Source organism: Curtobacterium sp. BNK-1 (assembly GCF_048685235.1).
In the GTDB taxonomy this organism is placed as follows: domain Bacteria; phylum Pseudomonadota; class Gammaproteobacteria; order Enterobacterales; family Enterobacteriaceae; genus Pantoea; species Pantoea agglomerans.
This window is the reverse complement of sequence record NZ_JBLQTJ010000001.1, coordinates 3297040-3313061: the sequence shown is the minus strand read 5'-3', so window position 1 is coordinate 3313061 and position 16022 is coordinate 3297040. Positions and strand designations below refer to the sequence as shown.

Sequence of the window (16022 nt, the reverse complement as noted above, 5' to 3'; positions counted from 1 at the left end):
CGTGCGCAAATTTTTACGCAGTTTTTTCAGAACCATAGGTTCTACTTGCAACAAACAACAAGCATATAAGGAAAAGATAGAATGGCTAAGGGGCAATCATTACAAGACCCGTTTTTGAACGCACTGCGTCGTGAACGTGTTCCGGTTTCGATTTATCTGGTTAACGGTATTAAGTTGCAGGGTCAGATTGAGTCATTTGATCAGTTCGTCATTTTGTTGAAAAACACGGTGAGTCAGATGGTGTATAAGCATGCCATTTCTACCGTTGTTCCTTCACGCCCGGTTTCTCACCATAGCAATAATACCGGTGGCGGCAGCAACAATTACCATCATGGCGGCAGCAACACAACTGCGCAGCCACAGCCACAACAAGACGGTGATAACGCAGAATAACGCGTCACCGTACAGCCAGGAACGGAGAACAAAAGTTTTCCGTCCTGGTCTTTTATTTAGCGAGGTTATAGCTTGTTTGACCGTTATGAAGCCGGTGAGCAGGCCGTACTGGTACACATCTGGTTCTCCCAAGACAAAGAAGTAGAAGATTTGCAGGAGTTTGAAACCCTGGTCTCTTCTGCTGGCGTTGAGGCGCTGCAAGTGGTTACTGGCAGCCGCAAAGCGCCACACCCCAAGTATTTTGTCGGTGAAGGAAAGGCCGTTGAAATTGCCGATGCGGTAAAAACAACAGGAGCATCGGTCGTATTATTCGATCATGCCCTTACGCCCGCTCAGGAAAGAAACCTCGAGCGCCTGTGCGAATGCCGGGTCATTGATCGCACCGGTTTAATTCTGGATATCTTTGCCCAACGCGCACGTACCCACGAAGGTAAATTGCAGGTTGAGCTGGCACAGCTGCGCCATCTTGCGACACGTCTGGTGCGCGGCTGGACCCACCTTGAACGCCAGAAAGGCGGGATTGGTTTACGTGGCCCGGGTGAAACGCAGTTAGAAACGGACCGCCGACTGCTGCGCGGCCGTATCAGTCAGATTTTGTCTCGTCTTGAGCGAGTTGAAAAACAGCGTGAGCAGGGACGTCAGTCACGCGCCAAAGCGGATGTGCCAACGGTTTCGCTGGTGGGTTACACCAACGCCGGCAAGTCGACCCTCTTTAACGCCATGACCTCCGCCAACGTCTTTGCCGCAGACCAGCTGTTTGCGACGCTCGACCCCACACTGCGCCGTCTGAATGTTGCTGATGTCGGGGACGTGGTACTGGCGGACACGGTAGGCTTTATTCGCCATCTTCCTCACGATCTGGTTGCCGCTTTTAAAGCCACGCTGCAGGAGACTCGTCAGGCGACGCTGTTAATGCACGTGATTGATGGGGCTGACCTTCGCGTCACGGAAAATATCGCTGCTGTCGATGCCGTACTGGAAGAGATTGAAGCGGACGAAATCCCGACGTTACTGGTGATGAATAAAATCGATATGCTCGACGGATTCGAACCGCGTATCGATCGTAACGAAGAGAACCTGCCAATCCGCGTCTGGCTTTCCGCCCAGACAGGCGCAGGCATTCCGTTGCTATGGCAGGCGCTGTCTGAGCGTCTGGCGGGTGAAATAGCCCAGCACGCATTACGTCTGCCACCGGAAGCGGGGCGACTTCGCAGCCGTTTCTATCAGCTGCAGGCGATTGAGAAAGAGTGGAATGAAGAAGACGGCAGTGTAGGATTGCAGATACGTATGCCCATTATTGAGTGGATGCGTTTATGTAAGCAGGAACCGTCGCTGACCAGTTACATTGTTTGATATTGCCCAAACGCATTTACCTTAAAAATTGAAGATTGTCGCACTTTCTTTGCAGACCCGAATACGCTGGCGTTACCCGAGTATTTTGGATTTCAGCAAGGCGGCAACTGAGTGAATCCCCGGGAGCTTACGCAGGTAAGTGACCGGGGTGAGCGAAGGCAGCCAACACCGCTGCAATCCGAAAGCTGAAGGGTAAAAATCGTAATTACAATAAATGGAGTAGAAACATGGCGTGGAATCAGCCCGGAAATAACGGACAGGACCGCGACCCGTGGGGAAGCAGCAATAATCAAGGCGGCAACTCTGGGGGGAATAAGGGAGGACGGGAATCCGGGCCTCCTGATCTGGATGATATCTTCCGTAAGCTGAGCAAGAAGCTTGGTGGACTGGGCGGTGGCAAACAGAACGACAACGGTCAGCGCGGCTCCGGCAGCGGTGGCAAAATTGTTGGTATCGTGGCTGTTGCTGCTGTAGTCATCTGGGCTGCAAGCGGTTTCTACACCATCAAAGAAGCGGAACGTGGCGTGGTGACGCGCTTCGGTAAATTCAGTCATCTGGTCGAACCCGGCCTGAACTGGAAGCCGACATTCGTTGATCAGGTGCGTGCGGTTAACGTTGAATCGGTGCGCGAACTGGCTGCTTCTGGCGTCATGCTGACTTCGGATGAGAACGTGGTGCGCGTGGAGATGAACGTGCAGTACCGCGTGACCGATCCGGAACGTTATCTTTATGCTGTGACCAGCGCGGACGACAGCCTGCGTCAGGCTACTGACAGCGCACTGCGCGGCGTGATTGGTCGCTCTACCATGGACCGCATCCTGACCGAAGGTCGTACCGTGGTGCGTAGCGATACCCAGCGTGAAATCGACGAGACGATTCGCCCTTATAACATGGGGATCGCGGTGCTGGACGTCAACTTCCAGGCTGCACGTCCGCCGGAAGAGGTGAAGTCTGCATTTGATGACGCGATTGCCGCACGCGAAAACCGCGAGCAGTACGTTCGTGAAGCCGAAGCTTACGCCAACGAAGTTCAGCCTCGTGCTAACGGCCAGGCGCAACGTATTCTGGAAGAGGCACGCGCTTACAAAGAGCGTACCGTGCTGGAAGCGCAGGGTGAGGTGGCGCGTTTCGCCAAGATTCTGCCTGAGTATAAAGCTGCACCCGAAATCACCAAAGAGCGTCTCTATATCGAGACCATGGAGCGTGTGCTGAGCCATACCCGCAAAGTACTGGTTAACGATCGGGGTAATAACCTGATGGTGCTGCCGCTGGATCAACTGATGCGTGGCGGTCAGACTTCATCGGGCCAGAATGGTCAGAAAGGCGCGAATGGTTCTTCGCTGCCTGCGCGCTCCGATAGCAGTGCCAGCCGCAATGAAACGTCGTCATACAGTCCGGACAATATCATGGATCAGCGTCGGGCAAATGCTCAGCGCAGCGACAGCCAGCGCGAAGGGAGAGAGTAATCGATGCGTAAGCCAATAGTATTTTTAATCATTGTCGTGCTGGTGGCGCTCTATGCGTCCCTGTTTGTGGTGCAGGAAGGGCAGCGAGGCATTGTTCTGCGCTTCGGTAAAGTCCTGCGCGATGGCGAAAACAAGCCGCAGGTGTTTGAGCCGGGTCTGCATTTCAAGATTCCATTCCTGGAAACGGTTAAAACGCTGGATGCGCGTATCCAGACCATGGATAACCAGGCCGATCGCTTCGTCACCAAAGAGAAGAAAGATCTGATCGTAGACTCCTACATCAAGTGGCGTATCAGCGACTTCAGTCGCTACTACCTGGCCACCGGTGGCGGTGATGTCTCTCAGGCGGAAGTGCTGCTGAAACGTAAGTTCAGTGACCGCTTGCGTTCTGAAATGGGCCGTCTGGATGTGAAAGATATCGTAACGGACTCTCGTGGTCGTCTGACTACTGATGTGCGTGACGCGCTGAATACCGGCTCTGCAGGCAACGATGATGAAATCGCAACCCCTGCGGCTGATGACGCGATTGCCAGTGCAGCGGCCCGTGTCGAGCGTGAAACCAACAGCAGCGAACCGGCTCCGAACCCGAACAGTATGGCGGCGTTAGGTATTCAGGTGGTAGATGTGCGTATCAAGCAGATCAACCTGCCGACCGAAGTGTCTGATGCGATCTTTAACCGTATGCGTGCTGAGCGTGAAGCGGTAGCGCGTAGCCAGCGTTCACAGGGTCAGGAAGAGGCGGAAAAACTGCGCGCCCAGGCCGATTACCAGGTCACCCGCACTCTGGCTGAAGCCCAGCGCGAAGCACTGATTACACGCGGTGACGGTGATGCGGAAACGGCGCGGTTGTTTGCCGATTCGTTCAGCAAAGATCCTGACTTCTATGCCTTTATTCGTAGCCTGCGTGCCTATGAAAACAGCTTCAATAGCGATCAGGATGTGATGGTGTTAAGCCCGGATAGCGACTTCTTCCGATATATGAAGGCGCCCTCTAACGCGACACGCTAAGAACTGATATAACCTGTGGGCCGACAATGTTGTCGGCCCTTTTTTTTGGGTATCAGAATGAAAACAAGCATCTGGATGGCGCTGGCGCTGGTGTTAGTGCTGGAAGGGTTGGGACCAATGTTTATGCCGCGCGCCTGGCGACGCATGATCCTGACGATGACGCGGTTGCCCGATCGTCTGCTGCACCGCTTTGGTGGAGGACTGGTCGTTGCTGGCATGGTGATTTACTGCATGCTCAGCCTGCACGGAAACCTCTGAGGCTGACGTTCAGACCGGCTAAATTGTGCCTTTCAACGCTATTATCCCCAACATGTTGTAGTGATCAAAACTCAGGCAAAAAAGCGCGCAATCGTATGCTAAAAGTGCTGAAAACCACGGGATCAGATGGTAGAATCCTTTTTTAAGCAATCGGTGATTTTGAGAAATGGGTAAGAACGTCGTCGTACTGGGCACCCAATGGGGTGACGAAGGTAAAGGTAAGATTGTAGACCTTCTGACTGAGCGCGCGAATTACGTTGTGCGTTATCAAGGCGGCCACAATGCGGGCCACACGCTTGTCATCAACGGTGAAAAAACCGTCCTCCACCTGATCCCTTCTGGCATTCTGCGCGATAACGTCACCAGCATCATTGGTAACGGCGTAGTGCTCTCTCCTGAAGCCTTAATGAAAGAGATGAAAGGCCTGGAAGCGCGCGGGATTCCGGTACGTGAACGTCTGCTGATTTCTGAAGCCTGTCCGCTGATCCTGCAATATCATGTTGCGATGGATATGGCGCGTGAACGTGCTCGTGGCGCCAAAGCGATTGGTACCACGGGGCGTGGCATCGGACCGGCTTATGAAGATAAAGTCGCTCGCCGTGCCCTGCGCGTCAGCGACCTGTTTAACAAAGAAACCTTTGCTGCCAAGCTGAAAGAAGTGGTCGATTTCTACAACTTCCAGCTGGTGGAGTACTACAAAGAGCCGGCAGTCGACTTCGATAAAGTGCTGAGTGATGTGATGGAAGTCGCTGACATCATCACTGGCATGGTCGTTGACGTCTCTGAACTGCTGGACGTCGCGCGTAAGCGTGGCGATCTGATTATGTTTGAAGGTGCGCAGGGTACGCTGCTGGATATCGATCACGGTACCTATCCGTACGTGACCTCATCCAACACCACCGCAGGTGGCGTAGCGACCGGTTCAGGCATTGGCCCGCGCTATGTCGACTACGTGCTGGGTATTGTGAAAGCTTACTCAACCCGCGTTGGCGCAGGCCCGTTCCCGACCGAGCTGTTCGATGAAACCGGCGAATTCCTCTGTGCGCAGGGTAATGAGTTTGGTGCGACCACCGGTCGTCGTCGTCGTACCGGCTGGCTGGATGCGGTAGCGGTTCGCCGCGCGGTCCAGATCAACTCCCTGTCAGGTTTCTGCATGACCAAGCTGGACGTGCTGGATGGCCTGAAAGAGGTGAAGATCTGTGTGGCTTATCGTATGCCTGATGGCCGCGAAGTGACCACCACGCCACTGGCGGCAGAGAACTGGGAAGGCATTGAGCCGATCTACGAAACCCTGCCAGGCTGGAGCGAGACAACGTTTGGCGTCAAGACGCTGGAAGGTTTGCCTCAGGCCGCGCGTGACTACATCAAGCGTGTGGAAGAGGTAACGGGTGTGCCGATTGATATCATCTCAACCGGCCCTGATCGTAGTGAAACAATGATTCTGCGCGACCCGTTCGACGCGTAATCATTCAGGCCGGACGCTGTCCGGCCCTTGTTTTTCCATTCTTTGATGCCACTTAACCTCCCTTCGCTTGTCAAACCTTCTGCTGGCTTAAAAAAGCGCACGGCCAGACAGACTCTGGTTTATCATCGTAGCTAATCGAATGGCGATCCGATTTAATCCTGGCATCAATCACAGGGCGAATAAGGTCATGCCGCGCCTGAAGGTTCACTGAGGTTACTGTGCAGCTCACGAGTTTTACTGATTATGGCTTACGGGCACTGATTTATCTGGCATCGTTGCCGGAAGGTCAGCAGACCAATATTACGGAAGTGACGAACACTTATGGTTTGTCCCGTAATCATATGGTCAAAATTATCAATCAGCTGAGCCGGGCGGGCTATGTCGCCGCAACGCGTGGTAAAAACGGGGGCATTCGTCTGGGTATGCCAGCTCGTCAGATTGTCATTGGCGATGTGGTACGTAAGATGGAACCACTACAATTAGTGGATTGCGCGTCCTGTTCCATCACGCCAGCCTGTCGTCTGAAGCAGGCGTTACATGATGCGGTGCAGCGATTTTTGCAGGAGCTGGATAGCTATACGTTGGCAGATCTGGTCGAAGGAAATACACCACTTTATGAGATCATCTTGTCCAGATCGCCGGTGGAAATAAATATTAAATGACATCGGAGGAACCGCTATGTCAAAAGATCCTTTTCAGGATAGAGAAGCTGAAAAATACGAAAACCCTATTCCGAGCCGTGAATTTATTCTGGCTCTGTTAGAAAAACGTGAAAAACCGGCCAGCCGCGAAGAGCTGGCTGAAGAGATGAATCTGCAGGAAGAAGAACACCTTGAGGCGCTGCGTCGCCGCCTTCGCGCCATGGAGCGTGATGGTCAGCTGGTGTTCACCCGCCGTCAGTGTTATGCCCTGCCAGAACGTCTTGATCTCCTGCGCGGTAAAGTCATTGGCCACCGTGATGGCTACGGCTTCCTGCGGGCAGAAGGTCAGAAAGATGACCTCTACCTTTCCGCAGAACAGATGAAATTCTGTATGCACGGTGACGTGATCCTGGCGCAGCCGCTGGGTGCCGATCGCAAAGGCCGCCGCGAAGCGCGCGTGGTCCGGGTGCAGGAACCCCGCAACAATCAGATCGTTGGCCGTTACTTTACCGATGCCGGTGCTGGCTTCGTAGTGCCGGACGACAGTCGCCTGAGTTTTGACATCCTCATCCCGCCTGAAGAGACGATGAATGCCCGTATGGGTTCCGTGGTGGTGGTTGAGCTGGTCCAGCGTCCGAACCGTCGCAGCAAAGCGATCGGTAAAATCGCCGAGATTCTGGGCGATGATATGGGTACCAGCCTGGCCGTGGATATGGCGCTGCGTACGCATGAAATCCCGCACACCTGGCCGCCGGAAGTGGAAGCTCAGGTCAGCAAACTGAAAGAAGAAGTCCCGGAAGAGGCCAAAAAAGGCCGCGTCGATCTGCGTAAGCTGCCGCTGGTCACCATCGATGGTGAAGATGCCCGTGACTTTGATGATGCTGTTTACTGTGAGAAGAAGCGCGGTGGCGGATGGCGTCTGTGGGTAGCTATCGCGGATGTCAGCTATTACGTCCGTCCTGGCACCCCACTGGATGACGAAGCGCATCAGCGCGGAACCTCGGTCTACTTCCCGTCGCAGGTTGTGCCGATGCTGCCGGAAGTGCTGTCGAATGGCTTATGTTCGCTTAACCCGCAGGTCGATCGCCTCTGTATGGTGTGCGAGATGACCATCTCGACCAAAGGTAAACTGACCGGCTTCAAGCACTACGAAGCGGTGATGAACTCCCATGCGCGTCTGACCTACAACAAAGTCTGGAACATTCTGCAGGGCGACAAAGAGCTGCGTCAGCAGTATGCGCCGCTGGTTAAAGACCTTGAAGAGCTGAACAACCTCTATCATGCGCTGGAAGCCGCTCGTGAAGAGCGCGGCGGTATCTCGTTTGAAACGGAAGAGGCGAAGTTTATCTTCAACGCCGAGCGCCGTATTGAGCGTGTTGAGCGCGTGTCACGTAATGACGCCCATAAGCTGATCGAAGAGTGCATGATCCTGGCGAACATCGCCTCGGCACGCTTCGTTGAGAAAAATCAGGAACCGGCGCTGTTCCGCGATCACGATCGCCCGACCGACGAAAGCATTAAGAGCTTCCGTACCGTGCTCAACGAGCTGGGACTGAGTCTGCCTGGCGGCAATAAACCGCAGCCAATCGACTATGCGGCGCTGCTGAAGCAGGTTGCCGATCGTCCTGATGCGGAAATGCTGCAAACCATGCTGCTGCGTTCGATGAAGCAGGCCGTTTACGACCCGGAAAATCGCGGTCACTTTGGTCTGGCACTCTCGTCGTATGCGCACTTTACCTCGCCAATCCGTCGTTATCCGGATCTGACGCTGCATCGCGCCATCAAATATCTGCTGGCAAAAGAGCAGGATGAAGGTAAAGGCCTGGTACAGCGCGCCATTAAATACCTGATGCCGAGAGATCGCAGCGTCGCCAAAGATATGACGACAGCAACCGGCGGCTATCACTACGACATGCCGCAGATGCTGCAACTGGGCCTGCACTGTTCCCTGACCGAACGCCGCGCCGATGAAGCGACCCGTGACGTCGCGGACTGGCTCAAGTGTGACTTCATGCAGGATCAGGTTGGCAACGTCTTCAACGGCGTCATTTCCAGCGTGACCGGATTTGGCTTCTTTGTACGCTTAAGCGATCTGTTCATTGATGGCCTGGTCCACGTTTCGACGCTCGACAACGATTACTACCGTTTTGACCCGGTAGGTCAGCGTCTGATCGGTGAATCGGGCGGTCGCACCTATCGTCTGGGTGATACGGTTGAAGTGCGTGTTGAAGCCGTCCATATGGATGAGCGTAAAATCGACTTTGCCCTGATCTCCAGCCAGCGTCAGGTACGTGGTGAAGGCAAAACCGCACGTGATCGGGCGAAGCGTGACGACAAAGCGCCAGCGAAACGCCGTCGTGATGCGAGCAAGAAGTCCAACTTCGAGCCGGACGCCGCTTTCCGGGGCGACAAGGGCAAGCCCGCCGCTGCAAATACCGAGAATAAAAGTAAAAACGTCTCGGAAAAAACCCGTAAAATCGCCGCCGCCACCCGGGCGAAGCGCGCCAGAAAAAAGGCGCAGCCTGACTGATGCGCGCACCCGTCCTTTCTCACTGAGAAAGGGCGGTCATTCATTCATTTCCAAACACTGAGCAGATCGATGAGCGAAATTATTTTTGGTATCCATGCCGTGCAGGCGCTGCTGGAACGTGATCCACAACGTTTCCAGGAAGTCTTTATCCTCAAAGGCCGCGACGATCGTCGCCTGCAACCCGTGGTCGCCGCGCTGGAAGCTCAGGGGGTCGTGATTCAGCTGGCCGAGCGCAAGTGGCTCGACAGCCAGGTTGAAGGCGGTGTGCATCAGGGTATTGTGGCGCGGGTAAAACCGGGTCGTCAGTATCAGGAAGGCGACCTGCCGGATCTGCTGCAGAGCCTGGACAAACCCTTCCTGCTGGTGCTGGACGGGGTCACCGATCCGCACAATCTGGGTGCCTGCCTGCGCAGTGCCGATGCGGCCGGTGTGCACGCGATTATCGTGCCGAAAGATCGCTCTGCGCCCCTGAATGCAACGGCCAAAAAAGTGGCCAGCGGCGCGGCAGAAAATGTGCCGTTGATCCGCGTCACCAACCTGGCACGTACCCTGCGTCTGCTGCAGGAGTACAACATCTGGGTTGTCGGTACCGCAGGTGAAGCTGACCATACCGTCTTCCAGAGCAAAATGACCGGTCCGATGGCGCTGGTGATGGGCGCGGAAGGGGAAGGCATGCGTCGTCTGACCCGTGAGCATTGCGATGAGCTGATCAGCATTCCGATGGCGGGCAGCGTCTCTTCGCTGAATGTCTCGGTTGCTACGGGTGTCTGCCTGTTTGAAGCGGTGCGTCAGCGCAACGCCTGATCCCCGATGTGATCCTCGCCACAAATTAGTTCCTGTACCAGGCATAACTGCGCGTCATTCGTATATACCCAAAGGATTTCGGGTTGCATTGAGGCGGCAAGAGAACGAATCCCGATGAGCTTATATGAGTAAGTGATTCGGGTGAGTGAACGCAGCCAACAAAAATGCAGCTTGAAAGACGACGGGTATACTTACTGAGTGACATCCGCGAGGAGTGGTTATGACCTGGACAACACACACCGTTTTTAATCAGCCCCATCCTCTGAGCAACAGCAACCTGTTCCTGTCTGATACGCCGCTCGGCGAGGCACTGTCACGCGAAGGCGCCGGATGGGATCGGGAGTGGCTGGCTTCGGTAGGCCGACAGCTGGGCAGCGCCGAGTCGCTGGAGCTGGGCCGGCTTGCCAACGCGGAGCCACCTGAACTGCTGCGCTACGACGGCCGTGGTGTACGGATGGATGAAGTCCGTTTTCACCCCGCCTGGCACCTGCTGATGCAGGGTGTCTGCGCCAGCCGCCTGCATAATCTCAGCTGGCATCCCACAGTACGTGAACAGGCCAGCGTGGCGCGCGCTGCGCGCTTTATTCTGCACGCGCAGGTTGAAGCGGGCACGCTTTGCCCGGTGACCATGACGCACGCGGCCATTCCACTGTTGCAGACTTATCTGCCCGCCGCGTTTGAAGGCTGGCTCGATCCGCTGCTCAGCGATCGTTACGATACCCATGCGCAGCCCGGCGACCAGAAGCGGGGTCTGCTGATCGGTATGGGCATGACGGAAAAACAGGGCGGCAGCGATCTGCTCACCAGCACCACCCGGGCCGAGCCGCTGGGGGCGCGCGGCCCGGGTGAAGCCTACCGGCTGACCGGCCACAAATGGTTCTTCTCGGTGCCGCAGAGCGATGCGCATCTGGTGCTGGCGCAGACGCCCGCCGGATTAAGCTGTTTCTTCCTGCCGCGCCTGTTGCCTGACGGGTCACGCAACGCCATCCAGCTTGAGCAGCTTAAAGATAAGCTGGGTAATCGCTCAAATGCCAGTTGTGAGGTGGAGTTTCGCGATGCGACCGGCTGGCTGCTGGGAGAAGAGGGCGAAGGCGTGCGGCTGATCCTTAAAATGGGCGGTATGACGCGCTTCGACTGCGCACTCGGCAGTCATGGTCAGATGCGGCGTGCATTCTCGGTGGCACTCTGGCATGCACATCAGCGCCAGGTGATGGGGAAAAACCTGGTGGATCAACCGCTGATGCGTCAGGTTCTGGCACAGCAGGCGCTGCAGCTGGAGGGACAAACCGCGCTGCTGATGCGGCTGGCGCGCGCCTGGTCACAACCGGCAAAACCGCATGAGGTCACGTTTGCCCGCTTATTCACTCCGGCTGCAAAATATCAGATCTGCAAAGCGGGTGCCCCGTTCGTCGCGGAGTCGATGGAAGTGCTGGGGGGCATCGGCTACTGCGAAGCGAGCGAGCTGCCGCGCCTCTATCGTGACATACCGGTCAACAGCATCTGGGAAGGGTCGGGCAACGTGATGTGTCTTGACGTACTGCGCGTGCTCACCCGTCAGGCAGAGGTTTCGGAGATGCTGAGTCAGGAATTTGAAGCGGTGAAAGGGAGTAATCGTCATTTCGATGCGCGCTGGCGTCAGTTACGGCTGCGAATGAGCAAAGTCCCCGAAGAGCAGGCGCGCGAGGTGACCCGCACGCTGCTGCAGCTTGCGACCGGCGCTCAGCTACTGAAATATGGCGAACCGCCGCTGGCGGATGCATGGTGCCAGCAGTGGCTCGATCGGCGTGGCTCCCGCCCGCTTGAGACAGCAATCACAGACCGTTTACTGGCCCGTGGCTGTGGCAGGTGATGCGCCGTAAAGAATCGCGCTGGCGTACCAGAGACCGGGCATTACCGTTTCACTCAGCGCCACGATCTGATAGTAAGCCGCACCGGCCTGGTTAGCCCGGGTGGCCACGGCCCGCCCGGCATCATCCGGTGAGCCGCGCACGTTAACGGTAATATTGCCCAGCTTTGGCAAACCGCCACTCTGCGCCCGTGAAATCTCCTGCGCCTGTTGCGTCGGGGCGGGCGGTGCTTTTGGCGTGGTCTCAAGCGCGGAACAGCCTGCCAGCAGCAGGCTTATCACCAGTAAATAAGCGAAACGCATAGCAAAACCCTCTTTCAGGACGAAGCATTAAGTGTATGCCATCGCCCTGAATGACGTCAGGATTTAAGGCTGAATACGCTGACCAGCTGGGTCAGGTGATGCCCTTTATCACTCAGGTTCTGCGCGCTGTTTTCCGCCTGTGTCACCAGTTCGCTGTTCTGGTGAGTCGCCTGGCTGATCTGGTTCATCGCCAGATTAACCTGGCCGATTCCTGCCGCCTGCTGCTGCGCCGCCACGTTGATCTCGCCCATCAGCGCCTGCACCTGCTCGATGTGGGTCACAATGTCGCTCATCGCATCGCGCGTCTGCTCAGATAATTGATGGCCTTCCGCCACGTTGCTGATGGAGGTCGCAATCAGTCCATCAATCTCTTTAGCGGCCTGCGCAGAACGCTGTGCCAGCGCACGCACTTCTGCGGCCACCACGGCAAAGCCACGGCCCTGTTCCCCGGCACGTGCCGCTTCAACGGCGGCATTCAGCGCCAGGATATTGGTCTGGAAGGCGATCGACTCAATCACGTGGGTGATATCCGCAATGCTTTGTGATGAAACCTTAATCGCCGACATGGTGTTGACCGAGCGCACGACCGTCTGGCTGCCGTGACTGACGATATCGCTGGCTTCGGCCACCAGTGACATCGCCTGACGCAGGCTGTCTGCGGTGTGTTCAACCGTCGCGCCAAACTGCTCCATGCTGGCAGAGGTCTGCTCCACGCTGCTGGCCTGACGCCCGATCTGCTCGCTGATGTTATGACTGCTGGCCGCGATGGTGTCTGTGCCGTCGCTGATCTCCTGCGCCGCGCCGCGTACCTGGCTGACGATTTTCTCCAGACCATCGCCAATGCCGTTGATCGCAACGATCAACTGGCCCACTTCATCGCGACGCTGGGTATCCATATGGACCTGCAGATTCCCGGCGGCATATTGCTCCGCCAGATGGATCACCTGCTGCAGCGGACGGGTAATCGCCCGACGGCTGTACCAGACAAACCCCAGCGCAAAGACCACCACCAGAATCAGTCCGGTTATCAGGAACAGGTTACGGCTATGCGTAATCGGGGCGAGCAGGCTTTCACGGTTAACTTCGCCGGCGATCACCCAGTTCCAGCCCGGCAGCTGCTGCCAGGCCAGAATCTGGTGCTCGCCGTTGATCTCTGCCTGCAGCATGCCCTGCGGCTGAGTCAGCAGCGGCTGGAGTGTCGCGTCATCCCAGGCGGGTCGTTTTCCTTCGTTGTGCTGATCGAACAGATACTCTCCCTGCGTCTTACCGGGTGTGCCGTTGAGCACAAAGAAATGACCACTATCACCCAGCTTGCGTGCCAGGATTTTTTCACGCATCAGCGCATACTGCTTATCAATGCCAACGCCGACAAACAGGATGGCGACAACCTTGCCACTCTCATCTTTTACCGGCTGATATTGTGTGATGTAGCGATGGCCGAACAGCGTCGCCAGCCCCTGATAGACGTCGCCCTGACTGACGCTTTTCCAGGCGGCGCCGTTGCGGTCAAGCTGCGTACCGATTGCGCGACTGCCATCCTGCTTTTTCAGCGAGGTAGAAATACGGATAAAATCATCGCCGTCACGCACAAAAATGGTCGCCACGGCGGCGGTGCGTTCGGTGAAATCGTCTACCGCGGTCTGGTCGAGGTTCAGCGTTTTTAACCCGGCGCGCAGCACCGGCGTCGAAAAGGCACCGACCTGCACCCGGGAGTCTTCATCCAGGCTAAAGCGCTTAGGCAGGAAGCTGGTAAACAGACTGGTGTAGTGAGCCACCTCTTCGGTGAGGGTGGCGTTGAACATGGTGGCCATTTCACTGATGCCCTGCACCTGGTTTTGCATGTCATCGATGGCGAGATTTTCCAGCTGCCGCGAAGCGGTGTGGCTCTGGGTCAGCGTCAGAACCAGCAACAATAACGCTACGCTGAGAGACGTCAGTACAGACAGCTTAACTCCAAGACTCAGGCCGCTGAGAGAGAGACGCTTCATAAATTACCTTTGATCAAGTTAGGGGGACACAACATCAACGGCAAAGCGCGGGAAAAGTTTAGGCCGAAATCTGGCGACTAAACGCAGCAGGGGATTTCGTAAATTAACCCGCAGACGTACACTCAATCGGCACGCCTTGCCCCTTCTCAGGAGAGACCATGATTGAACTCACCACAGAAACGCTGGCCGGTATCGAATGCCTGCACGCCACGCCTGCCGGACAACGGCATCAGCCACTGCCTACCGTGCTGTTTTATCACGGCTTTACCTCTTCAAAAGAGGTCTACGCCTACTTCGCTGTCGCGCTGGCTCAGGCGGGGTTCCGGGCGGTGATGCCGGATGCGGATCTGCACGGCGCGCGCTATCACGGCGATGCCGATGCACGCCTTGGTCGCTTCTGGGAGATTCTGAAACAGAACATTGATGAGCTGCCGCAGCTGGAATCGGCGCTGCGCGCTGACAATCTGATCGCCGGCGAGCGCTTTGCGGTGGCGGGCGCGTCGATGGGCGGCATGACGGCGCTGGGCGCGATGGCGCGTTATCCGCAGATTCAGAGCGTCGCCTGCCTGATGGGATCGGGCTATTTTATGCAGCTCAGTCAGTCGCTCTTTCCGCCGCTGGTAGCCGACACGCCTGAGCAGCAAGCGCAGTTTGCTGCCCGCATGGCACCGCTGGCGGACTACGATCCCTGCAACCGGCTGGAGGCACTGGCAAACCGTCCGCTGCTGTTGTGGCATGGTGAGGCGGATGAGGTGGTGCCCTGGGCGGAGAGCATACGGCTGGAGAGGGCGCTGCGTGACAACGGGCTGGCGCAGCATCTGACTTCGCTGTCTGAAAAACAGATTGGACATAAGATCACGCCATCAGCATTGACGGCGCTGGTCAGCTTTTTTAAACAGCAGCTATAAAAATGAGCGGGCGGAGAGTGGATCTGCCGCCCGTAAATTTACCGGCACTTACCAGTGCGCAGACGATTTTTCTGCTGCTCTGGCAGGCGCGTTGACCGGGTTCTTTTGTGGCGCATCCAGCCGATTAATGTAGATATAACCCGATGCCGCTTCGCTGCTGTGACTTCTTATCTGCTGCGCACAGTCAGCATTGCTGGCAAGAGCGGGTGGAGACAGGAAGAGACCCAGTAAAGTGGCGATGACGAACGTTTTCATGCCCGACTCCTCACTTCAGGGAACACACTCTGTTAGACGCCGATAAGCCAAACCGCAGCGTCTGCATTAAGTTTAGCGACTGTGCACATTATCGCCAGATCGTCCGCCTGAAGCTCTTTATCAGCTTTTTTGAACCTTTCCCGCTTAACGCGCTGTATTCACATGATTAGCACGAAAAGCTACCGTATATGGCACGCCGGATGGCATTTGTTGAAATGTGCGCTTGAGTTTAGCCGTCGCCGCCAGTATGATTACGCGTCAATTTTTCAGCCGCATTCTCAGGCTGTGTCCCACAAACGCTCGTCACAACGAACCTTTGTGGGACACAGCCTATAACGTTCCTTGCTTCCATGGGCCGCGGTTGACCCCGACAGGAGGCTGAATAATCCGTAAGGAGCAATTTCGATGCGTCATTACGAAATCGTATTTATGGTTCATCCTGACCAGAGCGAACAGGTTCCTGGCATGATCGAGCGTTACACTGGTGCTATCACTGGTGCAGAAGGCACGATTCACCGTCTGGAAGACTGGGGCCGCCGTCAGCTGGCTTACCCGATCAATAAACTGCACAAAGCGCATTACGTTCTGATGAACGTTGAAGCGCCGCAGGAAGCGATCGATGAGCTGGAAACGAACTTCCGCTTCAACGACGCCGTTATCCGTAGCATGGTTATGCGCGTTAAAAACGCGGTAACTGAAGCATCGCCGATGGTTAAAGCGAAAGATGAGCGTCGTGATCGTCGCGAAGATTTTGCTAACGAATCCGCTGATGAGTCAGATGCTGGGGATTCTGAAGAGTAATCC

General features: G+C 56.1%; 15 protein-coding genes. 12 read left to right on the top strand and 3 right to left on the bottom strand.

Features of this window, described 5'->3' with window-relative positions:
- Positions 1 to 81 precede the first annotated feature (81 nt).
- The 10 genes from hfq to ACMGGP_RS15575 all read left to right on the top strand — a co-directional run bounded on the left by hfq (position 82) and on the right by ACMGGP_RS15575 (position 11767).
- Entirely contained in the window at positions 82 to 393 is a 312-nt protein-coding gene (gene hfq, locus ACMGGP_RS15620) for an RNA chaperone Hfq (protein WP_010256116.1), read from the top strand.
- A 72-nt stretch (positions 394 to 465) separates the two neighbouring features.
- On the top strand, positions 466 to 1746 hold the full coding sequence (gene hflX / locus ACMGGP_RS15615; RefSeq protein WP_010256119.1) for a ribosome rescue GTPase HflX: 1281 nt from the start codon (positions 466 to 468) through the stop codon (positions 1744 to 1746).
- A gap of 227 nt (positions 1747 to 1973) precedes the next feature.
- Positions 1974 to 3212 (top strand): FtsH protease activity modulator HflK, encoded by a 1239-nt coding sequence (hflK, locus tag ACMGGP_RS15610; protein ID WP_010699807.1) that lies wholly within the window; start codon positions 1974 to 1976, stop codon positions 3210 to 3212.
- A gap of 3 nt (positions 3213 to 3215) precedes the next feature.
- Positions 3216 to 4220, top strand: coding sequence for a protease modulator HflC (gene hflC / locus ACMGGP_RS15605; protein WP_010256123.1), 1005 nt, complete (start codon positions 3216 to 3218; stop codon positions 4218 to 4220).
- Positions 4221 to 4277: 57 nt separating this feature from the next.
- The gene (locus ACMGGP_RS15600) at positions 4278 to 4478 is read left to right on the top strand and encodes a DUF2065 domain-containing protein (RefSeq protein WP_010256126.1); all 201 of its coding nucleotides are present in this window, start codon (positions 4278 to 4280) and stop codon (positions 4476 to 4478) included.
- Between the two features lie 166 nt (positions 4479 to 4644).
- Positions 4645 to 5943: an adenylosuccinate synthase gene (locus ACMGGP_RS15595; RefSeq protein WP_010256129.1), complete on the top strand. Its 1299-nt coding sequence runs from the start codon at positions 4645 to 4647 to the stop codon at positions 5941 to 5943.
- Between the two features lie 218 nt (positions 5944 to 6161).
- Entirely contained in the window at positions 6162 to 6605 is a 444-nt protein-coding gene (gene nsrR / locus ACMGGP_RS15590; protein WP_010256130.1) for a nitric oxide-sensing transcriptional repressor NsrR, read from the top strand.
- A gap of 16 nt (positions 6606 to 6621) precedes the next feature.
- Positions 6622 to 9114, top strand: a complete 2493-nt coding sequence (rnr, locus tag ACMGGP_RS15585; RefSeq protein WP_010256132.1) for a ribonuclease R — start codon at positions 6622 to 6624, stop codon at positions 9112 to 9114.
- A gap of 69 nt (positions 9115 to 9183) precedes the next feature.
- Entirely contained in the window at positions 9184 to 9918 is a 735-nt protein-coding gene (gene rlmB / locus ACMGGP_RS15580) for a 23S rRNA (guanosine(2251)-2'-O)-methyltransferase RlmB (protein ID WP_010699804.1), read from the top strand.
- Between the two features lie 220 nt (positions 9919 to 10138).
- The gene (locus ACMGGP_RS15575; RefSeq protein ID WP_476105360.1) at positions 10139 to 11767 is read left to right on the top strand and encodes an isovaleryl-CoA dehydrogenase; all 1629 of its coding nucleotides are present in this window, start codon (positions 10139 to 10141) and stop codon (positions 11765 to 11767) included.
- Here the strand turns inward: ACMGGP_RS15575 and bsmA are convergent.
- Both bsmA and ACMGGP_RS15565 read right to left on the bottom strand, forming a co-directional pair.
- On the bottom strand, positions 11741 to 12067 hold the full coding sequence (bsmA, locus tag ACMGGP_RS15570; protein ID WP_187491961.1) for a biofilm peroxide resistance protein BsmA: 327 nt from the start codon (positions 12065 to 12067) through the stop codon (positions 11741 to 11743). The genes ACMGGP_RS15575 and bsmA overlap by 27 nt on opposite strands.
- A gap of 56 nt (positions 12068 to 12123) precedes the next feature.
- Entirely contained in the window at positions 12124 to 14055 is a 1932-nt protein-coding gene (locus ACMGGP_RS15565; RefSeq protein WP_163640159.1) for a methyl-accepting chemotaxis protein, read from the bottom strand.
- A gap of 158 nt (positions 14056 to 14213) precedes the next feature.
- Between ACMGGP_RS15565 and yjfP the strand changes: the two genes are divergently transcribed.
- The gene (yjfP, locus tag ACMGGP_RS15560) at positions 14214 to 14963 is read left to right on the top strand and encodes an esterase (protein ID WP_167430469.1); all 750 of its coding nucleotides are present in this window, start codon (positions 14214 to 14216) and stop codon (positions 14961 to 14963) included.
- Between the two features lie 48 nt (positions 14964 to 15011).
- On the opposite strand, the gene ACMGGP_RS15555 is transcribed toward yjfP, so the two are convergent.
- The gene (locus ACMGGP_RS15555) at positions 15012 to 15218 is read right to left on the bottom strand and encodes a hypothetical protein (RefSeq protein ID WP_033758904.1); all 207 of its coding nucleotides are present in this window, start codon (positions 15216 to 15218) and stop codon (positions 15012 to 15014) included.
- Between the two features lie 405 nt (positions 15219 to 15623).
- Here ACMGGP_RS15555 and rpsF point away from each other — a divergent pair, with 405 nt between their 5' ends.
- On the top strand, positions 15624 to 16019 hold the full coding sequence (rpsF, locus tag ACMGGP_RS15550; RefSeq protein WP_003855334.1) for a 30S ribosomal protein S6: 396 nt from the start codon (positions 15624 to 15626) through the stop codon (positions 16017 to 16019).
- The last annotated feature ends 3 nt before the right edge of the window (positions 16020 to 16022 follow it).

Coding starts and splice junctions, on each gene's coding strand:
- hfq (WP_010256116.1), top strand. CDS start 82: ATGGCTAAGGGGCAATCATTACAAGACCCGTTTTTGAACGCACTGCGT.
- hflK (WP_010699807.1), top strand. CDS start 1,974: ATGGCGTGGAATCAGCCCGGAAATAACGGACAGGACCGCGACCCGTGG.
- hflC (WP_010256123.1), top strand. CDS start 3,216: ATGCGTAAGCCAATAGTATTTTTAATCATTGTCGTGCTGGTGGCGCTC.
- ACMGGP_RS15600 (WP_010256126.1), top strand. CDS start 4,278: ATGAAAACAAGCATCTGGATGGCGCTGGCGCTGGTGTTAGTGCTGGAA.
- ACMGGP_RS15595 (WP_010256129.1), top strand. CDS start 4,645: ATGGGTAAGAACGTCGTCGTACTGGGCACCCAATGGGGTGACGAAGGT.
- rnr (WP_010256132.1), top strand. CDS start 6,622: ATGTCAAAAGATCCTTTTCAGGATAGAGAAGCTGAAAAATACGAAAAC.
- rlmB (WP_010699804.1), top strand. CDS start 9,184: ATGAGCGAAATTATTTTTGGTATCCATGCCGTGCAGGCGCTGCTGGAA.
- ACMGGP_RS15575 (WP_476105360.1), top strand. CDS start 10,139: ATGACCTGGACAACACACACCGTTTTTAATCAGCCCCATCCTCTGAGC.
- bsmA (WP_187491961.1), bottom strand. CDS start 12,067: ATGCGTTTCGCTTATTTACTGGTGATAAGCCTGCTGCTGGCAGGCTGT.
- ACMGGP_RS15565 (WP_163640159.1), bottom strand. CDS start 14,055: ATGAAGCGTCTCTCTCTCAGCGGCCTGAGTCTTGGAGTTAAGCTGTCT.
- yjfP (WP_167430469.1), top strand. CDS start 14,214: ATGATTGAACTCACCACAGAAACGCTGGCCGGTATCGAATGCCTGCAC.
- ACMGGP_RS15555 (WP_033758904.1), bottom strand. CDS start 15,218: ATGAAAACGTTCGTCATCGCCACTTTACTGGGTCTCTTCCTGTCTCCA.
- rpsF (WP_003855334.1), top strand. CDS start 15,624: ATGCGTCATTACGAAATCGTATTTATGGTTCATCCTGACCAGAGCGAA.